The 20673-nt window shown below is 72.5% G+C and carries 18 protein-coding genes; 8 read left to right on the top strand and 10 right to left on the bottom strand.

Going from position 1 to position 20673, the window contains the following annotated elements; all coding sequences use genetic code 11:
- Positions 1-102 precede the first annotated feature (102 nt).
- The 5 genes from ACH4G3_RS07630 to ACH4G3_RS07610 all read right to left on the bottom strand — a co-directional run bounded on the left by ACH4G3_RS07630 (position 103) and on the right by ACH4G3_RS07610 (position 7899).
- A complete protein-coding gene (locus tag ACH4G3_RS07630; protein ID WP_397623627.1) occupies positions 103-945 on the bottom strand; it encodes a maleylpyruvate isomerase family mycothiol-dependent enzyme in 843 nt (280 codons plus the stop codon).
- Between the two features lie 89 nt (positions 946-1034).
- Positions 1035-3551, bottom strand: coding sequence for an MFS transporter (locus ACH4G3_RS07625; protein WP_397623626.1), 2517 nt, complete (start codon positions 3549-3551; stop codon positions 1035-1037).
- 186 nt (positions 3552-3737) lie between these two features.
- Complete coding sequence (gene nirD, locus ACH4G3_RS07620) at positions 3738-4088, bottom strand: nitrite reductase small subunit NirD (RefSeq protein ID WP_397623625.1); 351 nt, start codon at positions 4086-4088, stop codon at positions 3738-3740.
- Positions 4085-6682 (bottom strand): nitrite reductase large subunit NirB, encoded by a 2598-nt coding sequence (gene nirB / locus ACH4G3_RS07615; protein WP_397623624.1) that lies wholly within the window; start codon positions 6680-6682, stop codon positions 4085-4087. Before nirB ends, nirD begins: the two co-directional genes overlap by 4 nt.
- On the bottom strand, positions 6682-7899 hold the full coding sequence (locus ACH4G3_RS07610) for an NAD(P)/FAD-dependent oxidoreductase (RefSeq protein WP_397623623.1): 1218 nt from the start codon (positions 7897-7899) through the stop codon (positions 6682-6684). Before ACH4G3_RS07610 ends, nirB begins: the two co-directional genes overlap by 1 nt.
- Positions 7900-8052: 153 nt before the next feature.
- Between ACH4G3_RS07610 and ACH4G3_RS07605 the strand changes: the two genes are divergently transcribed.
- Positions 8053-8835, top strand: a complete 783-nt coding sequence (locus tag ACH4G3_RS07605; protein WP_397623622.1) for a sulfite exporter TauE/SafE family protein — start codon at positions 8053-8055, stop codon at positions 8833-8835.
- A gap of 3 nt (positions 8836-8838) precedes the next feature.
- Here the strand turns inward: ACH4G3_RS07605 and ACH4G3_RS07600 are convergent, their stop codons facing one another.
- Positions 8839-9735: an NAD(P)-dependent oxidoreductase gene (locus tag ACH4G3_RS07600; protein WP_397623621.1), complete on the bottom strand. Its 897-nt coding sequence runs from the start codon at positions 9733-9735 to the stop codon at positions 8839-8841.
- Between the two features lie 104 nt (positions 9736-9839).
- Here ACH4G3_RS07600 and ACH4G3_RS07595 point away from each other — a divergent pair, with 104 nt between their 5' ends.
- Entirely contained in the window at positions 9840-10232 is a 393-nt protein-coding gene (locus tag ACH4G3_RS07595) for a winged helix-turn-helix transcriptional regulator (protein ID WP_397623620.1), read from the top strand.
- On the opposite strand, the gene ACH4G3_RS07590 is transcribed toward ACH4G3_RS07595, so the two are convergent.
- Both ACH4G3_RS07590 and ACH4G3_RS07585 read right to left on the bottom strand, forming a co-directional pair.
- On the bottom strand, positions 10170-10856 hold the full coding sequence (locus ACH4G3_RS07590; RefSeq protein ID WP_397623619.1) for a class F sortase: 687 nt from the start codon (positions 10854-10856) through the stop codon (positions 10170-10172). The two genes, ACH4G3_RS07595 and ACH4G3_RS07590, sit on opposite strands and share 63 nt — an antisense overlap.
- A 166-nt stretch (positions 10857-11022) precedes the next feature.
- Positions 11023-11544 carry a hypothetical protein gene (locus ACH4G3_RS07585; protein ID WP_397623618.1) on the bottom strand — a complete coding sequence of 174 codons (522 nt, stop codon included), beginning with the start codon at positions 11542-11544 and terminating at the stop codon, positions 11023-11025.
- Positions 11545-11815: 271 nt separating this feature from the next.
- Here ACH4G3_RS07585 and ACH4G3_RS07580 point away from each other — a divergent pair, with 271 nt between their 5' ends.
- Entirely contained in the window at positions 11816-12433 is a 618-nt protein-coding gene (locus tag ACH4G3_RS07580; protein WP_397623617.1) for an NADPH-dependent FMN reductase, read from the top strand.
- Between the two features lie 29 nt (positions 12434-12462).
- On the opposite strand, the gene ACH4G3_RS07575 is transcribed toward ACH4G3_RS07580, so the two are convergent.
- Entirely contained in the window at positions 12463-12879 is a 417-nt protein-coding gene (locus ACH4G3_RS07575) for a gamma-glutamylcyclotransferase family protein (RefSeq protein WP_397623616.1), read from the bottom strand.
- A 139-nt stretch (positions 12880-13018) separates the two neighbouring features.
- Between ACH4G3_RS07575 and ACH4G3_RS07570 the strand changes: the two genes are divergently transcribed.
- On the top strand, positions 13019-14665 hold the full coding sequence (locus ACH4G3_RS07570; RefSeq protein ID WP_397623615.1) for a M4 family metallopeptidase: 1647 nt from the start codon (positions 13019-13021) through the stop codon (positions 14663-14665).
- Between the two features lie 46 nt (positions 14666-14711).
- On the opposite strand, the gene ACH4G3_RS07565 is transcribed toward ACH4G3_RS07570, so the two are convergent.
- Positions 14712-15422: a GntR family transcriptional regulator gene (locus tag ACH4G3_RS07565; RefSeq protein WP_397623614.1), complete on the bottom strand. Its 711-nt coding sequence runs from the start codon at positions 15420-15422 to the stop codon at positions 14712-14714.
- Positions 15423-15559: 137 nt separating this feature from the next.
- Here ACH4G3_RS07565 and manD point away from each other — a divergent pair, with 137 nt between their 5' ends.
- From manD to ACH4G3_RS07545, 4 genes are read left to right on the top strand one after another with little or no spacing between them, the layout of a single operon-like run.
- Positions 15560-16768, top strand: a complete 1209-nt coding sequence (gene manD / locus ACH4G3_RS07560) for a D-mannonate dehydratase ManD (protein ID WP_397623613.1) — start codon at positions 15560-15562, stop codon at positions 16766-16768.
- Between the two features lie 5 nt (positions 16769-16773).
- Complete coding sequence (locus tag ACH4G3_RS07555) at positions 16774-18138, top strand: mannitol dehydrogenase family protein (RefSeq protein WP_397623612.1); 1365 nt, start codon at positions 16774-16776, stop codon at positions 18136-18138.
- A 54-nt stretch (positions 18139-18192) separates the two neighbouring features.
- Positions 18193-19587, top strand: a complete 1395-nt coding sequence (locus ACH4G3_RS07550; RefSeq protein ID WP_397623611.1) for an MFS transporter — start codon at positions 18193-18195, stop codon at positions 19585-19587.
- Entirely contained in the window at positions 19584-20633 is a 1050-nt protein-coding gene (locus ACH4G3_RS07545; RefSeq protein ID WP_397623610.1) for an L-idonate 5-dehydrogenase, read from the top strand. The genes ACH4G3_RS07550 and ACH4G3_RS07545 overlap by 4 nt, the downstream gene beginning before the upstream one ends.
- The last annotated feature ends 40 nt before the right edge of the window (positions 20634-20673 follow it).

The following is a 20673-nucleotide window of genomic DNA, read 5'->3' as shown; positions in this document are numbered from 1 at the left end:
GGGCGTGACTCGACGCACCCGATGAAACGCCAAGTGGCCCTTGAGGCGCGGCGAGTCGGCGAAGTCGACAGGAACTCGACAGCGCGCGGCGGCCCGTGCGGGTCAGTACACGACGGACACGATCCGGCACACGGCCTCGGCGAGCCGCCGATCGCCCTGGACGCGGGCCCGGGCGAGGGCGGGGCCCGGCTCGATGCCGCGCGTGCACAGCCGCCACGCCGTCTCCGCGTCCAGTCGTACGGCGGAGGCGGGCCGCCCCTGCGGTCCGGGCCCCAGGGACCAGCCGCCCGCCTCGGCCGTCACGGTCCACACTCCCCCTCCCGGCCCGGTGACCGTCACCTCCACCTGGGTACCGCCCGGCGCCTCGGTGTCCCGCAGGGTGTGCGGCAGGGCCCGCATGAAGGTGTCCAGGACGACGGACAGGGCCCGCGGACCGGCGTCGGTGTCCAGCCCGACCGCGTGCCGGATCTGCTGCCGGTGCGTCCAGTACTCGGTGAACTCCCGGGCGCAGTCGAGCCACATGGGCGCCGGGTCGGCCCCGGCCCAGGACACGCCGAGCGACGGCGTGGCCGGGTCCGCGGCGGCGAAGCGGTCCGCCAGTTCGGCACCGGCTCGCTCCAGGGCATCGACGAGTGAGGCGGAGCCGACGTCCCGGTGGCGCTCGACCCACTCCTGGTTGGCGCGGTGGATGAACGCCTCCAGAGTCTCTCCCGGCGCGGGAGCGCCCGGATCGCGGCTGCCGAGGCGGGCGGCGCAGTCACCGAGGACGTGCGCGGTGACGTCGTGGACGGTCCACCCCGGCACGGCGATCCGCGCCCACTCCGCCGGCCCGAGCCCCCTCAGCAGCCCGAGCAGGGCCTCCAGTTCGGGACCGAACAGCGCGCGGGCGTCGATCGGAGGGCCCAGCCAGGTGAGCGCGGACCAGTCGTTCGGCTGCGTGACCATGCGCCCAGCCTGCCAGGAGCACAGGCAGCCCGGAGTGCCGTTTCCGGGCTCAGGCCGTGGAGCCGCCGTCAAGTGGGCCGGGGTTCCGCCTACTCGGCCGGGTGGGACAGATCCATGTCGTGGCCGTCGACGCCGCGGCCGCTCACCGTCAGCGCCGTGGCCACCGGGGGGTAGCCGGTCGCGATGACCGTGTACTCGCCGCTCTCCAGGTCGGTGAAGGCGTAGGCGCCGTCCGACTCGGTCACGGCCGTGCCGACCACGTTGCCCGCCGCGTCCACCAGCGTCACCCGGGCGTCCGCGAGAGGGCCGTGCGGGGACCGTACGACGCCCTGGAGGTGGGCGCCGAAGTCGAGGTCGACCTCGATGCGGGTGGCCCCGCTGCCGCCGATCTCGACGGGCAGGGCGCGCGGGCGGAACCCGGCGGCGTTCACCGCGACGGTCACCGTCCCGGAAGCCACCTCGCCGAAGGAGAACTCGCCCTGTTCACCGGTGGCCTGAGTGGCCAGCAGATCACCGCGCACGTCCGTCACGATCACCATCGCGTCCTTCACCGGCAGCGACGTCTCGGCGGCCCGTACGACACCGCTCAGACCACTGGTGCCGCTCAGCAGGATGTCGTACGCCACCGGGTCCTCGTGCACGACGACCGTCGAGGCCTGCGGCTGGAAGCCGTCGGCGGAGGCGATCAGGACGTACGAACCCGTGCCCGGCGCGGTCACGGCGTAGGCACCGTCGGCCCGGGCGACCGCGCGGCCCAGCTGCCGTCCGCCGAGGGAGATCAGCGTGATCGCGGCCCGCGGGACCGGCGCGCTCCCGGTCCGGCGGACGAAGCCGCGCACCGGGATCTGGCCGGCGGAGGCTTCCGCCTCGGAGGTGACATCGACCGGGTTCTTCTCGACCAGGGCCGGGGCCGGGGCCGGGGCCACCGCGCCCTCCTCGGTGGCGCGGGCCTGCAGGCCGGACACCTGACGCAGCGGTACCTCCTTGATGAACAGGGCCAGCAGGAAGCCCAGCACCAGCACCGCCGCGGCGGTCAGGAACACCACGTGCATCGAGTCGGCGAAGCCCATCTTGAACGGCACGGCGAGCCGCGGGTCGAGCTTCTGGATGAACGACGAGTCGCTGAGCACCTGTGCGGCGCCGGACGAGCCGTGCCCCCGCACCATGTCCAGCACGGGCCGGTTCGCCGGGTCGGCACGCACCGCCGGGTCCCGCAGGGCCGCCTGGAAGGAAGCGGTGCGGCCGGCCGACGTGAAGGCGTCCGCGATCTTCCCGGGGACGTGGGTGAACAGCAGGGTGGTGAACACGGCCGTGCCGGCCGTGCCGCCCATCTGCCGGAAGAACGTGGACGACGCGCTCGCCACCCCCATGTCCTGCGGCGGCACCGCGTTCTGCATCGCCAGGACCAGCGTCTGCATGCAGCAGCCGAGCCCGAGGCCCAGGACGAGCATGTAGATCATCGTCTCCCGCAGCGGAGTGTCCCAGTCCACCCGTACGGCGAACAGCAGCAGGGCCACGACCATCAGCGCGGTGCCGACGATCGGGAGGAACTTGTACCTCCCGGTCCTGGACGTGACCTGGCCGGAGACGATCGAGGCGCTCATCATGCCGACGACCAGCGGCAGCATCTGCAGGCCCGAGGTGGTCGGGGTGGCTCCCTTCACGATCTGCAGGTACTGCGGGATCATCATCATCGCGCCGAACATCCCCATGCCGACGATCAGCAGCACCACGCTGACCAGGCTGAACATCCCGCTGCGGAACAGCCGGACCGGGATCAGCGCGTCATCGCCGACCCGCCGCTCCACGAGGACCCACAGCAGCAGGCCGACCGCCGCGACCGCGTAGCACGCCACGGACCTCGTCGACGTCCAGCCCCAGTCGCGGCCCTGTTCGGCCACCAGCAGCAGCGGCACGACGCCGAGGGCGATGGTCACCGCGCCCCAGACGTCGATCCGCCGGTCGAGCCGGGTGTGCGGCACATTGAGCACCTTGGCGACCACGACCAGCGCCAGCAGGCCGACCGGCACGTTCACCAGGAACACCCAGCGCCAGCCGGTGATCCCCAGGATGCTGTCCCGGCCGGACAGGAATCCGCCGATGAGCGGGCCGAGCACGCTGGAGGTGGCGAAGGTGGCCAGCAGATAGCCCTGGTAGCGGGCGCGTTCCCGCGGCGGCACGATGTCGCCGATGATCGCCAGCACCAGCGACATCAGGCCGCCCGCGCCGAGCCCCTGGAACGCCCGGAACCAGGCCAGTTCGGTCATCGAGGTGGCGAACGAGCACGCTGCCGAACCCACCACGAAGATGCTGATGGCGGTCAGGAAGTACGGCTTGCGGCCGTGCAGGTCGGACAGCTTGCCGTACAGCGGTGTGGTGATCGTCGAGGTGATGAGGTACGCCGTGGTCGCCCACGCCTGCTGGCTCAGGCCGTGCAGATCGTCGGAGATCGTGCGGATCGCGGTACTGACGATCGTCTGGTCCAGGGCGGCCAGGAACATCCCCAGCAGCAGACCACTGAGAATGGTCAGGATCTGCCGGTGGGTCAGCCCGCCGGGCGGGGACGTCGGGGCCGCCTCCTCGGGTACGGCTGCGGTTTCGGTCATTCCGCAACCCTAGAAGGGGATTACTTGCCCTTAGCAATTCAATGCCCCAAGCAACCGTAAAGCTTCGATTTACCCGGCCGGAAACCTGCGCGCGTTACCCGGCCGGAAACCCGCGCGCGCGAGATCCCCGCCCGGCCACGGAGGCCGACGGGGATCCCGCGCGCGGTGCTTTCTTCGGGCGGACCGTCAGGCGGTGCGCACCTTGTACGTCGTCACCTGTACTTCCTCGTCGTCCAGGCACTGCCCGGACTCGAGGTCGAAACGCTGCTTGAGCAGCGGGGAGGCGACGAACGGGCGGCCCTGGTGGGTGCCGGTCAGGCCGCGGGAGAGGACGGCCGCGCCGGTGAAGGGGTCGCGGTTGTCGATGGCGAACAGCTCACCGGTGCGGTCCCGGAAGACCGCCGCCTGGCGGCCGTCCGGCAGCAGTGCCGCCACCCCGCGGCCCGGGAGCAGCATGCTGAGGTCGCAGACGGTGAACCAGTCGCCTTCCAGGGCGAGTTCGACCTTCAGATCGGTGGTCTCAGGTGCCAGGGTCATCGCTGGGCGCTTCCTTCCAGTACGTCTTCGGCGGGTCGCATACCGATGGACAGCAGCGGCAGGTCGGGCTTCATCTGGTCGCGCTCGGGCACGAAGGCGACGACCGGGTCCGGGGTGTCCGGCGCGTTCACGAAGGACACGAACCGGGCGAGCTTCTCGGGGTCGTTGATGGTCTCGGCCCATTCGTCGCGGTAGTGCGCGACGTGCGCCTGCATCAGCTTCTCCAGCTCGTCGCAGATGCCGAGCGAGTCGTGGACGACGACGTCCCGTACGTGCTCCAGGCCGCCGGGGATCCGCTCCAGCCAGGTAGAGGTGCGCTCCAGGCGGTCGGCCGTACGGATGTAGAACATCAGGAACCGGTCGATCAGGCGGACCAGTTCGGCGTCCGACAGGTCCTGCGCGAGCAGGTCCGCGTGGCGCGGCGTGGCACCGCCGTTGCCGCCGACGTACAGGTTCCAGCCGTTGGCGGTGGCGATGACGCCGAAGTCCTTCGACTGGGCCTCGGCGCACTCGCGCTGGCAGCCGGAGACGGCCGACTTCAGCTTGTGCGGGGAGCGGAGCCCCCGGTAGCGCAGCTCCAGGTCGATCGCCATGCGGACGGAGTCCTGGACGCCGTAGCGGCACCAGGTCTGGCCGACGCAGGACTTCACCGTGCGCAGCGACTTGCCGTAGGCGTGGCCGGACTCGAAGCCGGCGTCGACCAGGCGGGCCCAGATCAGGGGCAGCTGTTCGACGCGGGCGCCGAACATGTCGATCCGCTGGCCGCCGGTGATCTTCGTGTAGAGGCCGAAGTCGCGGGCGATCTCGCCGATCACGATCAGCTTCTCCGGGGCGATCTCACCGCCGGGGATGCGCGGGACGACCGAGTACGAGCCGTTCTTCTGCAGGTTGGCCAGGAAGTGGTCGTTGGTGTCCTGCAGGGCGGCCTGCTCACCGTCCAGGACGTAGCCGCTCGCGCCGATCGCCGGGGCGAGGGAGGCGATGATCGAGGCGACGGCCGGCTTGCAGATCTCGCAGCCGTCACCGCCCCTGGCCTCCTCGCGGCCGTGGCGGTCCAGCAGCTCCTGGTAGCTGTTGATGCGCAGGGCGAGGACGATCTCGTACAGCTCCTCGCGGGTCTGCGCGAAGCAGCCGCACAGGCCCTTGTCGACCTCGATGCCGCCGGCCTCCAGCTCGGCGTTGACGAGCTGGCCGAGGACCTTGACGCAGGAGCCGCAGCCGGTGCCGGCCTTGGTGCACTTCTTCACCTCGGGCACGGTCGTGCACTGGTGGTCGGTGACCGCGCCGCGGATCGCGCCCTTGGAGACGTTGTGGCAGGAGCAGATGATCGCGTCGTCCGGCAGCGCGGACGGGCCGAGCTGGGCCGGGGCGCCGGCGCCGGCCGGCAGGACGAGGGCCTCGGGCGCGACCGGCGGGACCGAGCCGGTGAACGCCTTCAGCGTGCCGTACGCCTCCGCGTCGCCCACCAGGATGCCGCCGAGCAGCGTCCCGTCGCGGCCGATGACCAGCTTCTTGTACAGGCCCGCGCGGGAGTCGGAGTAGACGACGTCCAGGCAGTCCTCGGCGGTGCCGTGCGCGTCACCGAAGGACGCCACGTCCACGCCGAGCAGCTTCAGCTTGGTGGACAGGTCGGCGCCGGTGAAGGCGGCCTCGTCCGCGGCGATCGTCGCGGCGGCCGTCTCGGCCTGCTCGTAACCGGGGGCGACCAAGCCGTACACCCGGCCGTCGGCGGCCAGCGCGCACTCGCCGATCGCGAACACGTGCGGGTCGTTCACCGTGCGGCACTGCTCGTCGACCGCGATGCCGCCGCGCTCGCCGACCGTCAGGCCGCAGTCGCGGGCCAGCTGGTCGCGGGGGCGGACACCGGCGGAGAACACCACCAGGTCGGTGGACAGTTCGGAGCCGTCGGACAGCTTCATGCCGGTCACGGCGCCGTCCTCGCCGACGACGATCTCCTGCGTGCCGACGCCCGTGTGGACGCTCAGGCCCATCTCCTCGATGGTGCGCAGCAGGGCGGCGCCGCCGCCCTCGTCGACCTGGACGGGCATCAGGCGGGGCGCGAACTCCACGATGTGGGAGGTGAGTCCGAGACCCTTCAGCGCGCCCGCGGCCTCCAGACCGAGCAGACCGCCGCCGACCACGGCACCCGTCGTCGCCTTCTTGGCGTACTCCTCGATGGCGAGAAGGTCCTCGATCGTGCGGTAGACGAAACAGCCCTCGGCGTCCTTGCCCGGTACCGGCGGTACGAACGGGTACGAGCCGGTGGCCAGGACGAGCACGTCGTAGTCGACGACGAGACCGGAGCGGGCGGTCACCCTGCGCGCCTCGCGGTCGATCGTCTCCGCCGGGTCGCCGACGCGCAGCTCGATGCCGTGGTCCTCGATGAACTTCAGGTCCGTCATGGACAGGTCCTCGGGCGTCTTGCCCGAGAAGTACGAGGTGAGCTGGACACGGTCGTACGCGGGGCGCGGCTCCTCGCAGAGCACGACCACGCGGTGCGTGGCGGTCAGGCCGCGCTCGGCGAGCGCTTCGAGGAAGCGCTGGCCGACCATGCCATGGCCGACGAGCACGATCGTGGGGGTGTCCTTGGACATCAGGAGCCTCCGTCATTGGTAAGCAGGTGGAGCAGCGGGCCGCCGTCGGAGGGGAGCGGCTCTGCTCCCTCCCAGGCGCGCGCCAGCGCGCCGACGGTGCCGAGTTCGCCGACGAGGACCCCGCCGACCAGGCGGTCGTCGCGGACGACGACCTTCCGGTAGGTGCCGCGGGTGGCGTCGGTGAGCTGGACGACGTCGTCGCCCGGCAGCGCCTCGGTCTCGCCGAACGCGGCGAGGTCGAAGGGACTGTCGTTCCCGTTCAGCGTGAGTCGGGTCAGGGAGCGGGTGCCGGTGTAGCGGGCGTCCGCGTGGCCGGCGAGCAGCTCCGCGAGCGCGTCGGCCTGTTCGAGCGCCGGAGCGGCGAGGCCGTACAGGACGCCGTCGTGCTGGGCACAGTCGCCGATGGCGTGGATGTACGGGTCGGAGGTGCGCAGCTCGTCGTCGACGACGATGCCCTTGCGGACGTCGAGGCCGGCGGCCTGGGCGAGACCCACCCGGGGGCGGACGCCGCAGGCCACGACGACGAGGTCGGCGTCGAGCGCGTACCCGTCGGCCATCTCCACGGAGCGGACCGCGCCACCGACGCAGCGCACGTCCCGTACGCGGCACTCGGTGTGCACCTCGACGCCCAGGTCGGTCAGGTGCCGCTTGACGAGCTTGGAGGCGGCCGGGTCGAGCTGGCGCTCCATCAGCCGCTCGGACTGCTGGGCGAGGACGACCTGGGCGCCGCGCAGGGCGAGCGCGCGGGCCGCGGAGACCCCGAGGAGCCCGCCGCCGATGACGACCGCCTTCGCCCCCGGCCGGACCGCCTTGGACAGGCCCAGGCAGTCGTCCATGGTCCGGAAGGCGTGGACGCCCTCTGGCAGCACGTGGTCGGGGGTGAACAGGCCCCGCAGGGGCGGCAGGACGGGGTTGGATCCGGTGGCGAGGACGAGCCGGTCGTATGCGATCACCTTGCCGTCGGCGCACTCGACGGTCCGCCCGTCGCGGTCGATGCCGACGACCCGGCCGCGCACGGCCTGCGCGGGCGCCGGCAGGGCGATCACCTCGGGGCTGTAACGTCCGGCCAGCACCTCGGCGAGCAGCACCCGGTTGTACGGCTGGTGCTCCTCCTCGCCGATCAGCAACGCGGGCGTGCCGAGCTCACCGAGCCGCCGGGCGAGCCGTACGCCCGCGAGGCCGGTGCCGATCACCACCACACGTTCATTCGAGGTCATGTCCTTGAGCGTGCGGTGCCGGTGTTTCCCGGCAGCATCACGACTGTTTCCCACGGGGAACGCTGCCCTCAGCGGGGGCCGGGGGTGGATGTGAGGGTTCCTGGAGTGCGGCGACGGCGGGCTGTGAGGGCAGCGTCGCATAGGCTCCCGATCATGCCCGACATATCGCTGACCATGATCGCTCTGCTCTGCCTGGCGGCTCTCGCCGCCGGCTGGATCGACGCCGTGGTCGGCGGCGGCGGGCTCCTGCTGCTGCCGGTGCTGCTGCTGGGGCTACCGTCGCACACCCCCGCCGCGCACGCGCTGGGCACCAACAAGGCGGTCGCCATCGTCGGCACGACGGGCGCGGCCGTGACGTACGCCCGCAAGGCCCCGGTGGACGTCCGTACGGCGGTGCGCATCGGTCTGGCCGCGCTCGCCGGATCGTCAGCCGGGGCCTTCTTCGCGGCCGGGATGAGCACCGACGTCCTCAAGCCGGTGATCATGGTGGTGCTGCTCGGGGTCGCCGCCTTCGTGATCCTGCGGCCCGCCTTCGGCACGGCCCCCGCGACCGGCCCGGCCACCCGGCGCCAGATCCTCGCGGCGATCGGCCTCGCGGGCCTCGGTATCGGCTTCTACGACGGTCTCGTCGGCCCGGGCACCGGCACCTTCCTGGTCCTCGCCCTCACCGCCGTGCTCCACCTCGACCTCGTCACGGCCTCCGCCACCGCCAAGATCGTCAACTGCTGCACCAACGCGGGCGCCCTCGCCACGTTCGCCTGGCAGGGCGCGGTCCTGTGGCAACTGGCGGCCCTGATGGCCGTGTTCAACCTGGCCGGCGGCACCCTGGGTGCCCACACGGCCCTGAAGCAGGGCAGCGGCTTCGTCCGCGCCGTGCTGCTGACGGTGGTGTTCGCGCTGGTGGGGAACCTGGCGTACGAGCAGTGGCTGGCCTAGGCGTCACGCCCCGGCCCGGAGGTCCAGCAGCTCGACGATCCCCGTCCCGTCCTCGTCCCCGTGCCCCTGGGCGAGGCGCCGCTCCATCAGCGTCAGGTACGGCGTCAGCAGCTCCGGGCTGACCCGCTGCTCCTCGGCCGTGCGCAGCAGCGTGGCGTTGCCCGCGACCTGCATGGCGAGGTTGGAGACGACGTTCCTGGTGTAGTCGCCGCTCTGCAGTTGGTCGGCGGTCTGGTGCACGGCCGGGGCCATCGCGGTCAGCCAGCCCGCGAGGAGCGGCGCGAAGTCCTTCGGGGCGATGTCCTCCGGGCGGATCAGCGCGAAGGCGTGCGTGACGCCCGCGAACATGCCGTTCATCGCGCTGAGCAAGGCCACGTCGTGCAGCGCGGCGAAGCCCGGGTCTGCCCCGACGTACCGGGTGCCGGCCGGGACGGCGAGGGTGTCCCGGTGCTCCTCGAACAGCTCGGGTGAGCCGCTGTAGAAGACGTACCCGCCGGACTCCGGGGCCCCGATCATCGGCGGGACGGCCATGATCCCGCCGTCCAGGAAGCGGGCTCCGCGCGCTTCGGCCCAGGCGGCGCGGCTCCGGCCCTCGCCGGGCGTGCCCGTGGTGAGGTTCACCAGGTCCCGTCCCGCGAGAGGGGCTCCGTCGAGGGACTCGCCCACGGAGGCGTCGTCGAGCAGACAGGCGACCACGAGCCGGTTCGCGGCCACCGCCTCCGCGGCCGTCCGGGCGACGGTGGCGCCCTCGGCGGCGAGGGGTTCGGCGCGGGACGCGGTGCGGTTCCAGACGGTCACCGGGTGTCCTGCGGCGAGCCAGGCACGGGCCAGGGCGGTGCCCATGGCGCCGGTGCCGAGGAGGGTGAGAGGGGTGCGGGGTTCAACTGGGTTGTCGGTCATGGCGTTTAGGCTCGTTCCAGGGAAGCGCCTGCTCAAGTACGTACTTGGAAGTGGGTGGTTACCCCGGGGGAAGGTTCCAGGCAGTGGAAGGGGAGGGCTCGGGCATGGGGACGACGGGGCGGCGGCCGGGGGCGTACGTCTGCGGGATCGACGCGGCGATGGACGTGATCGGCGGCAAGTGGAAGGTGCTGATCCTCTGGGCGCTGAACGAGCGGCCCTGCCGCTTCGGCGAGCTGCGCCGCGAGCTGCCGGGGGTCACCGAGAAGGTGCTGGCCTCGCACCTGCGGGAGATGGAGGCCGACGGCCTGGTGCACCGCGAGGCGTACGACGAGGTGCCGCCCCGCGTGGAGTACTCGCTGACACCCCGGGGCGTGAGCCTGAACGAGGCGCTGGCGCCGCTGGGGGCCTGGGGGAGGGCCAATGTCCTCGGCGAGTCACCGGCTGCCGGTCAGATGCGCGAAGACGACGACGTTCCCCTGGTACCCGGAGCCGCGTGAGTAGGTGCCGCCGCAGGTGATGACCCGCAGCTCGGGGCGGCGGGCGGCGCCGTAGACCTTCTCGTCGGGGAAGTCCTTCGCGGCGTACGCCTCGACGGCGTCCACGGTGAACACCGCGACGCTGCCGTCCCGCCGGTCCACGTCGATCGTGGCGCCCTTGGCCAGGGCGCCGAGGTCGTAGAAGACCGCGGGGCCGTCGGCGTTGTCGACGTGGCCGGCGACGATCGCGGTGCCCCGCTCGCCGGGCGTGGTGCCGGCCTCGTACCAGCCGGCGAGGTTCTTCCGCTCGGCGGGCGGTACGTCGAGACTTCCGGTCCTCGTCAGGCCCAGCGCGGTCAGGGGCGCGTTCACCCGGATCGCCGGGATGCGGATGCGGTCGGGCGGCGAGGGCGGCAGCGCGGGCGCGGCGGGCCCCACACCGGCCCGGCCGTCCCGTCCCGCACGGCTGTCCTGCCCGTCCTGCCACGCGCGGGCCTGCGCGGCGGAGGGCTGCGGCGGGGCGTGCGTCTCGGCGCCGTCGCGCAGCAGCCAGACTCCGGAGCACAGGGCGAACACCGTGAGGGCCGCCATGGCGGCGTCGGCGGGGTTGCCGAACCTGGTGCCGTACCTGGGGAACCTGCGCATGGCCGACCCTTCCTGATCCCCGACAGCCTTCCGGTTTCCGGCCTGCGCCCCCGGCCCCCGGCTCCCGTCCGGGTGTGCCCCGCACCCCCCTCCGGGCCGCGAGGGGCGTCGGACCCGGAGGGGGAGGGGACATGCGGTACCGGCGACGGACAGCGGAGGGTGTCCGTCAGATCCCGTCGCCTCTCGCCCGGCGATGCAGGAGCCAGGTACCGCCCGCGGCGGCGACGGCGAGGGCCGCCACACCGGCCGCGGTCTGCACGGGGTCGGGGCCCAGGGCGCCGCCGACCCCCGTCTTCACACTCCCTCTGGGATGGGCCTGCGAGTGCCCGGAGGTCAGCGTGACCACCAGGTCACCGGTGATCCGCCGACCGCTCCCGGTGCACATCGCCGTGATCTCGTACGTCCCCGGCTGCGCGCTCGGCGGCACCCTGAACCGCCCGGTCGCGTCCTGCTCGTGCGGGCCCGGCGCGAGGCTGAGGGAACCGGCCCCGACCGCGCTCGCGTCACCCGTCGCCGTACCGCCGTCGCCGCAGGCCGCCGTGCGCACCGTGACGAGTCCGCCCGGGACGACCGAGGACGGGTGCACCTCCACGTCACCGGCGGGCGCGCCGTACGCGGGGGCGGCGGCGAGAGCCGCGGCGGCGACGGCGAGCGCGGTGCCGGTCAGCGGCCGGGCGGTACGTCGCATCGGTGCTCCTTCGAGCTGTTCGGTCGTGCACCTGCCCTTCCGAGGTAACGGGCAGCGGGGCGACCGCGCTTTCTGAGGGTGCGTCAGAATTGGGGTGAATGGGTGTCAGGGGGAGGTGGGCCGACCGGCCTTCATGGGCGTTTGGGCAGGTCACCGGTGTTCGGCGGACGGGGTGCGGAAAAGCGCGGGGCGCGCGTGTGAACGGGTGATCCGGGTGCCGCGCGCCTCCGGCCTTGACCTCAAGGAAGGTTGAGGTATGAGGGTGTGCCGCATGAACACAGCCGTTACGAACGCACCCGTCCCCGCCCAGCCCGCGACCGAGCCCCTCCGGGTGACCCTCGTCGTCGGCAGCAACCGCCACGGCCGCTTCGGCCCGGTCGTCGCCGGCTGGCTCCTCGACCACCTCCACGGCCGGGACGACCTGGTCGCCGAGGTCGTGGACGTCGCCGGCATCGACCTGCCGACGTCCTTCGAACCGACCCCCGAGGCGACCGCCGCGCTGTCCGGCGTCACCCCGAAACTGGCCCGCGCGGACGCCTTCGTGGTCCTCACCCCCGAGTACAACCACTCCTTCCCGGCGGGCCTGAAGAACCTCGTCGACTGGCACTTCGGCGAGTGGCGGGCCAAGCCCGTCGCCCTCGTCTCCTACGGTGGACTGGCCGGCGGCCTGCGCGCCGTCGAGCACCTCCGGCAGGTCTTCGCCGAGCTGCACGCCGTGACGGTCCGCGACACCGTCTCCTTCCACAACGCCGGCGCGTCCTTCGACGACGAGGGCACCCTGCACGACCCGTCCGGCCCGGACGCGGCGGCCAAGGCCATGCTGGACCAACTGGTGTGGTGGGGCCTGGCGTTGCGCGAGGCCAGGGCGAAGCGGCCGTACGCGGGCTGAGCCCCGGCCTCACTCCTTCCGGGCCCCTGTCACCCCCGCGCCCGCCAGTCACCGCCCGCGATCGGCCTCCCGCGCGTCCTGAGCCGGGCGGCGACGGCGGGCGCGGCCACGTACACCCAGGCCCGGACCGTCGCTCCGTCCGCGTCGCGTACGACCTTCCGCTCGACGCGTTCGTACAGGCTGCGCGGGTCGCCCGGCACGTAGTCCTCCAGCCGGTCCAGCTCGGCGAGCAGCTCCGCGTACGTCTCCGGGCGCGCGGTCACCAGCTCCCCGCACACGACCCCGTCGCCCGGCTCCTCGACCGCGTAGGGATAGCCCGGCCCCTCGTACAGCACCGCTCCCGAGAGCCGCCCCGGCACCTCGGAGCGGGTGCGGCCGCGCAGGAAGAGATCGTGGTTGACCTCGCCGGGGCGGAGGGTGCCGTAGACGAAGAAAGGGAGGGTCACAGGAACGATTCTCCACCCTCACACTCCTCCACACCGGGCCTATGGACATGACATGTCCGGGACGCCTTAACTCGCGGTCAACATCAACGCCGCCCCCGGTCGACCCCACGCGACCGGGTGCGCCCGTATGAGGAGACCGATGAGTCGGATACGTCACGTCCGAGGTTCCCGTCTCGCCCTCGCGGGTGGTGCCGCCACCGGCACCGCCGTCCTGCTGGCCGCCGCGCTCTCGCCGGCCGCCCTGGCGGAGGAACGGCCGACCCGGACCGAGGCGATCGACAGTGCCGGGACGGTCCTCGCCGACCGGGCCGCGGAACTGGGCCTCACGTCGGCCCAGGAGACGAAGGTCCGGGACGTGGTCGTCGACGAGGACGGCACCCGGCACGTCCGTTACGACCGCACGTACCACCGACTCCCCGTCCTGGGCGGTGACTTCGTACTCCACCTGAACCCGGACGGCACCTACCGGAGCACGAGCCGGGCCACGAAGTCCGCGCTGTCCCTCAAGAGCGTCACCCCGAAGGTGACCGCCCCGAAGGCCGCCGACCTCGCCGCGAGCCTGCTGCGCGCCGCGCACCTGGGCGAGACCCTGAAGCAGCTGACCGCCAAGCCGCGGCTGGTCGTCGACGCCCTGCACGGCGCTCCGAAGCTGGCCTGGCAGACCGACGCGGTGGCGCACGACGGGCTCGGCAACCCGGTCGGGCGCACGGTGCTGACCGACGCGACGACCGGCGACCGGATCGACGCCTGGGACACCCTGGAGTCGGCGTCGGGCGACGGCAAGTCCCTCTACGGCGGCACCGTTGCGCTGGAGACCACGAAGTCCGGGTCGTCGTACCAGCTCAAGGACGCGACGCGGGGCGGCACCTACACGGGCGACGCGGCGAACAAGACGGACAAGTGCCTGCTCACGATCTGTCTGACCCGCGCCCCCGCGACGGTCTTCTCGGACGCCGACAACCACTGGGCCACGGGCGAGGCCTCCGACCGCGCGACCGTCGCGGTGGACGCCCAGTACGGCACGGACGTCACCTGGGACTACTTCAAGAACCTGCACGGCCGCAACGGCATCGCCGGCGACGGCAAGGGCTCGTTCAACCGCGTCCACTACGGCAAGGACTACAACAACGCCTTCTGGGACGACAACTGCTTCTGCATGACGTACGGCGACGGCGACGGCAAGCAGCTCGGACCGCTGGTGTCGCTGGACGTGGCCGGGCACGAGATGTCCCACGGCGTGACGTCGAAGACGGCGGCGCTGACGTACTCGGGCGAGTCCGGCGGCCTGAACGAGGCCACCTCGGACATCTTCGGCACGCTGGTCGAGTTCTACGCGGACAACGCCGAGGACCCCGGTGACTGGCTGATCGGCGAGAAGGTCGTCCGCTCCGGGCTCGGCCGGGAGTCCCTGCGCCGCATGGACAAGCCGTCGAAGGACGGGAAGTCCGCCGACTGCTGGAGCGAGGGTCTTGCCGACCTCGACGTGCACTACTCCTCGGGCGTCGGCAACCACTTCGCGTACCTGCTCGCGGAGGGCAGTGGCGCCAAGACGATCAACGGCGTCGCCCACACCTCCCCGACCTGCGACGACTCCACGGTGCAGGGCATCGGCCGGGCCAAGCTGGGCAAGATCTGGTACCGCGCCCTGACGGTCTACATGACGTCCTCGACGGACTACGCGGGCGCCCGTGCGGCGACCCTGAACGCGGCGAAGGACCTCTACGGCAGCGGCAGCACGGAGCAGAAGGCCGTGGCGGCGGCCTGGAGCGCCGTCAACGTGGGCTGAGCACCACCCGGACACCGGCGGGCGCACCACGGGTGCGCCCGCCGCGCTACTCCCAGACCACCACGTTGCGCCGCACCGGCACGGACGACGAGCCGGTCGCGAAGAGTTCGGGTGAGTGGGCCCGGATGCGCTCGATGTCGCTGAAGACGGCGCGCAGGTGGGTGCGCATGGCGGTCCGGGCCGACGCCAGGTCGCCCCCGACGACCGCGTCGAAGATCTCCCGGTGCTGGTCGGCGAAGACCGCGGGGGAGACGTTCTCGTGCAGGCCCAGGCGCCGGGCCCGGTCCAGGTGACCCTTGGCCGCGGCGACCGTGGTCCACACGTTGCCGTGGCCGCTCAGCCGCATCAGGCCCTGGTGGAAGGCCTCGTCCAGCTCGAAGAACTCCTCCAGGCCGAGGCCCGGGCGCTGCTGTCGCGCGAGGTTGTCCCGCAGTTCCGTGATCACCGAGTGGTCCAGCTCGGACGGCAGGGCGTCCAGGGAGGCCAGCTCGACGGCCTCCCGCAGGAACTGCGCGTCCGCGACCTGCGCCGGGTCCACCCGGGACACGAACGAGCCGATCTTGGGGAAGATCTGCACCAGCCCGTCCTGGGCCAGCAGGATCAGGCTCTCCCGCACCGGGGTGCGGCTCACGCCGAGGGACGCGGCCAGCTCGTTCTCCGACAGAGCGGCGCCCGGGGGCAGTTCGAGGGTCAGCACCATCTGACGCAGCTTCAGGTAGATGGAGCGCCGGCTGGTCCGCCGGTTCGTCTGGGCCATGTGCACATCCTACGTATCGCAGCAGGGGTATTGCTCACCTGTGCGACAGATGCTTGTATACAAGCACTGCACGACAGGAGCGGTCCCCCGCTCCCGTCGGCCCCGCCCGCTCTCAGCCGCCGTAAGGAGAGCCCCCAGTGAGCAAGATCGAGCGCGTCGAGGTCTTCGTCGCCTCCCCGGGCCGCACGTTCGTCACCCTGCGCATCACCACCACGGACGGGGTCACCGGCCTCGGCGACGCCACCCTCAACGGGCGCGAGCTGGCCGTCGCGAGCTACCTGCGCGATCACGTCGCCCCGCTGCTGACCGGCCGGGACCCCGCGCGGATCGAGGATCTCTGGCAGTACCTCTACAAGGGCGCCTACTGGCGGCGCGGGCCGGTCACCATGACGGCCATCGCCGCCGTCGACACGGCCCTGTGGGACATCAAGGGCAAGACCGCCGGACTCCCCGTCTACCAACTGCTCGGCGGCCGGTCCCGGGACGGCGTCCTGGTCTACTCGCACGCCAGCGGCACCGACGTGCCGTCCCTCCTCGACGACGTCGAGCGCTATCTGGAGCTCGGCTACAAGGCCGTGCGCGCCCAGGCGGCCGTCCCGGACGTCGGCGGCACGTACGGCGTCCGCAAGGGCAAGCTCTACGAACCGGCGGCCGGCGACCTGCCCGACGAACAGCCCTGGGACACCGAGGCCTACCTCGGCTTCGCGCCGACGTACCTGGAGGCCGTACGGGAGCGCTTCGGGTTCGGCTTCCACCTCCTGCACGACGTGCACCACCGGCTGACGCCGATCGAGGCGGCCCGCTTCGGCAAGAGCGTCGAGGCCTGCCGGCTGTTCTGGATGGAGGACCCCACCCCGGCCGAGAACCAGGAGGCGTTCCGGCTCATCCGGCAGCACACCACGACGCCGATCGCCGTCGGCGAGGTGTTCAACTCCGTCTGGGACGTCCAGCACCTGATCACCGAGCAGCTCATCGACTACGTGCGCACCACCGTGGTCCACGCGGGCGGCATCACCCACCTGCGCCGGATCTTCGACCTCGCCGCGCTGTACCACGTCCGCACCGGCTCGCACGGCGCCACCGACCTCTCCCCGGTCAGCATGGCCGCCGCCGTGCACCTCGACATCGCCGTACCCAACTTCGGCATCCAGGAGCACATGGGCCATCCGGACGAGGCCTGCGAGGTGTTCCGCACGGGCGTCACCTTCGCCGACGGCATGCTGCACCCCTCGGACGAGCCGGGCCTCGGCGTCGAGTACGACGAGAAGTCCGCCGAACGCTTCCCGTACCAGCGGCGCTATCTCCCCGTCGCGCGCAGGCTCGACGGCTCCGTGCACGACTGGTGAGCGGCGTGCACCGGCTGAACCGCGCCGTGCTCGGCGCACTCCCGCCCGGGTCACGCCCCCGCGTCGACCCCGCCGGACTCCGCACCCGGGCCGTCCACTTCGGCATCGGGGCCTTCCACCGGGCGCACCAGGCCGTCTACACCGAGAACTCCGCCGCGCGCTCCGGCGAGCCCTGGGGCATCGCCGCGGTCGCTCCCCGGTCGGCGGCGACCGTCGACGCCCTGCGCGCGCAGGACTGCCTGTACTCGGTGACCGAGCGCGGCCCCGGGGGCGACGCCCCCCGCGTCGTCGGCGCGCTCACCGGCGCGTACGTGCTCGGGCGGGACGAGGCGGTCGTCGACGGGCTGCTCACCGACCCCGAGGTGACGGTGGTGACGCTCACCATCACGGAGAAGGGCTACCGAACCGCCGGCCCGGACACGGTGATCGGACGTCTGGCCGCCGGGCTGGCCGCGCGGATGCGCTCCGGTGCCGCCCCGGTCAGCGTCGTGTCCTGCGACAACATGGCGGACAACGGTGCCGTGCTGCGGACCGCCGTCCGGGACGCCGTGCGCGCCTCGGGCGAGCGGGACCGGGAGCGGATCCTGGAGCTGATAGACCGGTACGTGGCCTTTCCCGCCACCGTCGTGGACCGGATCGTGCCCGCCACCACGACGGCCGACCTCGCGGACACCGCCACCCGGCTGGGCGTCCACGACGCGCTGCCCGTCAGCGGTGAGCCGTACCGGCAGTGGGTGCTGGAGGACCGCTTCGCCGCCCCGCGTCCCCCGTGGGAGATGGACGGAGCCCTCCTCGTCCCCGACGTCGCCCCCTACCAGCTCACCAAGCTGCGGCTGCTCAACGGCTCGCACTCCGCACTCGCCCCGCTCGGCATCGCGGCGGGCCGCACCACCGTCGCCGACGCGATGGCCGACGGCTGGGGCGAGCGGCTCGTCAAGGCCCTGTGCGCCGAGGTCGCCCCCACGCTGCCGGACGGCGGCCCGGACCCCGGCCGGTACGCCGACGACCTGGTGGTCCGCTTCCGCAACCCGGGCATGCGGCACCTGCTGCGGCAGATCGCCTCCGACGGCTCGCTCAAGATCACCGAGCGCTGGCTGCCGGCCCTGCGCGTGCTGCGCGAGCGCGGTGCGGCCACACCCGTCCTCGAACTCGCCCTGGCGGGCTGGGTGAACCTCACCCGCGACCAGGACATCCCGGATCCCGCGCAGGACGCCCTCGCCGCCTGCCGGCGCACCGCAGCGGACGACACGGCCGTCGTCCGCGCACTCCTCACCACTGTCGGCGCGCCCGACCTCGCCGGCGACTCCGCGCTCGTCACCGCCGTCGTACGGCATCTCCCGGCCCTGCGCGCCGGACATGTGGACATCTGACGGCCACCCCCCACCCCCGAGGAAGTCCCCGCTCACGAACAACGGAGTTCACCGATGAAGGACACCACGACCACGGCCGAGCCGGCCGGTGCCGTGCGACGCAGTACGCGTGACCTGACCAAGGCCGCCGTGTCCGGCTGGCTGGGCACGGCCATGGAGTTCATGGACTTCCAGCTGTACTCGCTGGCGGCCGCGATCGTCTTCAACAAGATCTTCTTCCCGGACGTCAGCCCCGCCATCGGCCTCATCGCCGCGATGGCCACCTACGGCGTCGGCTACGTCGCCCGCCTCGCCGGCGCGGTCTACTTCGGCAGAATGGGCGACCGGCTCGGCCGCAAGAAGGTCCTGACGATCACCATCCTGCTGATGGGCGCCTCGACCACCCTCATCGGCGTCCTGCCCACCTACGCGACCATCGGCATCATGGCGCCCGTCCTGCTCGTCGTCCTGCGGCTGGCGCAGGGCTTCGGCGCGGGCGCGGAGATCGCCGGCGCGACGGTGATGCTCGCCGAGTACGCCCCGGTGCGGCGGCGCGGGCTGGTGTCCTCGCTGGTGTCGCTGGGCACCAACTCGGGCACCCTGGCCGCTTCCGGGCTGTGGGCGGTGCTCCTCGCCGTGCTCAGCGAGGAGCAACTGCTCTCCTGGGGCTGGCGACTGCCCTTCCTGATGAGCTTCGGCCTGCTGCTGTTCGCGGTGTGGCTGCGGCGCAACCTCAAGGAGAGCCCGGTCTTCGAGGAGCGGCCCGACGTCGTGGACGGCGTGGCCATGAGCCGCCGCGAGGTGGAGTCGGCCGTCACAGAAGGGACGGGCGGTGACACCGGACTGCTGGAGGCGGGCCTGAAGCAGCGCAAGGGCCGGGCGTTCTTCCTGGCACTCGGACTGCGCTTCGGGCAGGCGGGCAACTCCGGGCTGATCCAGACGTTCCTCGTCGGCTACATCGCCACCGAACTCGCGGCCGAACGCTCCGTCCCCACCGACGCCATCGTGTACGGGTCGCTGCTGGGCTTCCTCACGGTGCCGGCCATCGGCCTGCTCGGCGACCGCTTCGGACGCCGCAGGATGTATCTGGCGCTCACCTCGCTCACGGCCGTGGCCGCCTTCCCGCTGATGATGCTGATCACCTCGGGCAGCACGCCCGCGCTCATGGCCGGCATGATCCTGGGGCTGAACATCGGCGTCCTCGGGCTGTTCGCGCTGGAGAGCGTGACGATGGCCGAACTCTTCGGCTCCCGTACCCGGTTCACCCAGCTGGCGCTGGCCAAGGAGATCGGCGGCGTCCTCGCCACCGCGATCGGGCCGGTGCTCGCGGCGAGCCTGACCGCCGCCACCGGTAGCTGGTGGCCCATCGCGGCGATGCTCGTCGTCTACTCCCTCATCACCCTCGTCAGCGCGCTGCTCTCGCCCGAGACGCGCGGGCGCGACCTCGTCCGGCTGGAGGACGCCGTATGACCCCCATGAAAGCCGTCGTCGTGCACGGCGCCGGTGACGTCCGGATCGACGAGCGGCCCCGGCCCGAGCCCGCGCGGGACGAGGTGCTGCTCGCCATGGAGTGGGGCGGCATCTGCGGCTCCGACGTCGCGTACTGGAGGAAGGGCGCCTCCGGCACGGCGGCCCTCGCCCACCCCCTGGTCCTCGGCCACGAGGTCGCCGGCCGGGTCGCCGCGCTGGGCCCCGGGGTGACCGGCCTCGCCGAGGGGCAGCCCGTCACCGTCCACCCGGCCCAGCTCGTCGGCGAGCTCCCCGAGCGGCTCGCCGGGCGCAGCAACCTCCACGCGCACGTCCGCTACCTAGGCTCGGCGGCCCTCACCCCGCACACCGACGGCGGGTTCAGCGAGTTCCGTACGGTCCCCGCGGCCCAGGTCCGGCCGCTGCCCGACGGTGTGGACACCCAGTCGGGCGCCCTGGCGGAGCCGCTGGCGGTCGCCCTGCACGCCGTGGGCCGGGCGGGCGGACTCCGAGGCCGCACGGTTGTGGTGAACGGGGCCGGACCGATCGGTTCGCTGGTCGTCGCCGCCGCCCGGCATCTCGGCGCACAGTCGGTGTGCGCCGCCGACCTGTCCGCCGCGTCGCTGGCCGTGGCCCGCGAGATGGGCGCGGACACGACCGTCGACATCTCCCGGGGCGAGGAACTGCCGCGGGACGCCGACATCGTCTTCGAGGCGTCCGGCGCCCCGGCCGCGCTGGGGGCGGTCCTGCGGGCCACGGCCCGCGGCGGCACCCTCGTGCAGGTCGGCAACCTGCCGGGCACGGCCGAGCCCGCTGTCCTGGGCGACCTCGTCACCCGCGAGATCACCTGGATCGGCTCCTACCGCTTCGTCGACGAGATCGACGACGCCCTGCGCGCCCTGCGCGACGGCCTGGACGTCTCCCCGGTCATCAGCCACCGCTTCCCGCTGGACCAGGCCGAGCAGGCCCTCGCGGTCGCGGCGGACCCGGCGAGCGCGAGCAGCAAGGTCATGCTGCGGCTCGGCGGGGGCACGCCGGTCACGGTCTGACGGACCCACGCATTCCCCCGGCCGCCCCGCCAGGAGAACA

The organism is Streptomyces afghaniensis, from assembly GCF_044327915.1.
GTDB classification, from domain to species: Bacteria; Actinomycetota; Actinomycetes; order Streptomycetales; family Streptomycetaceae; genus Streptomyces; species Streptomyces afghaniensis.
This window is presented reverse-complemented; position numbering and strand designations above follow the sequence as displayed.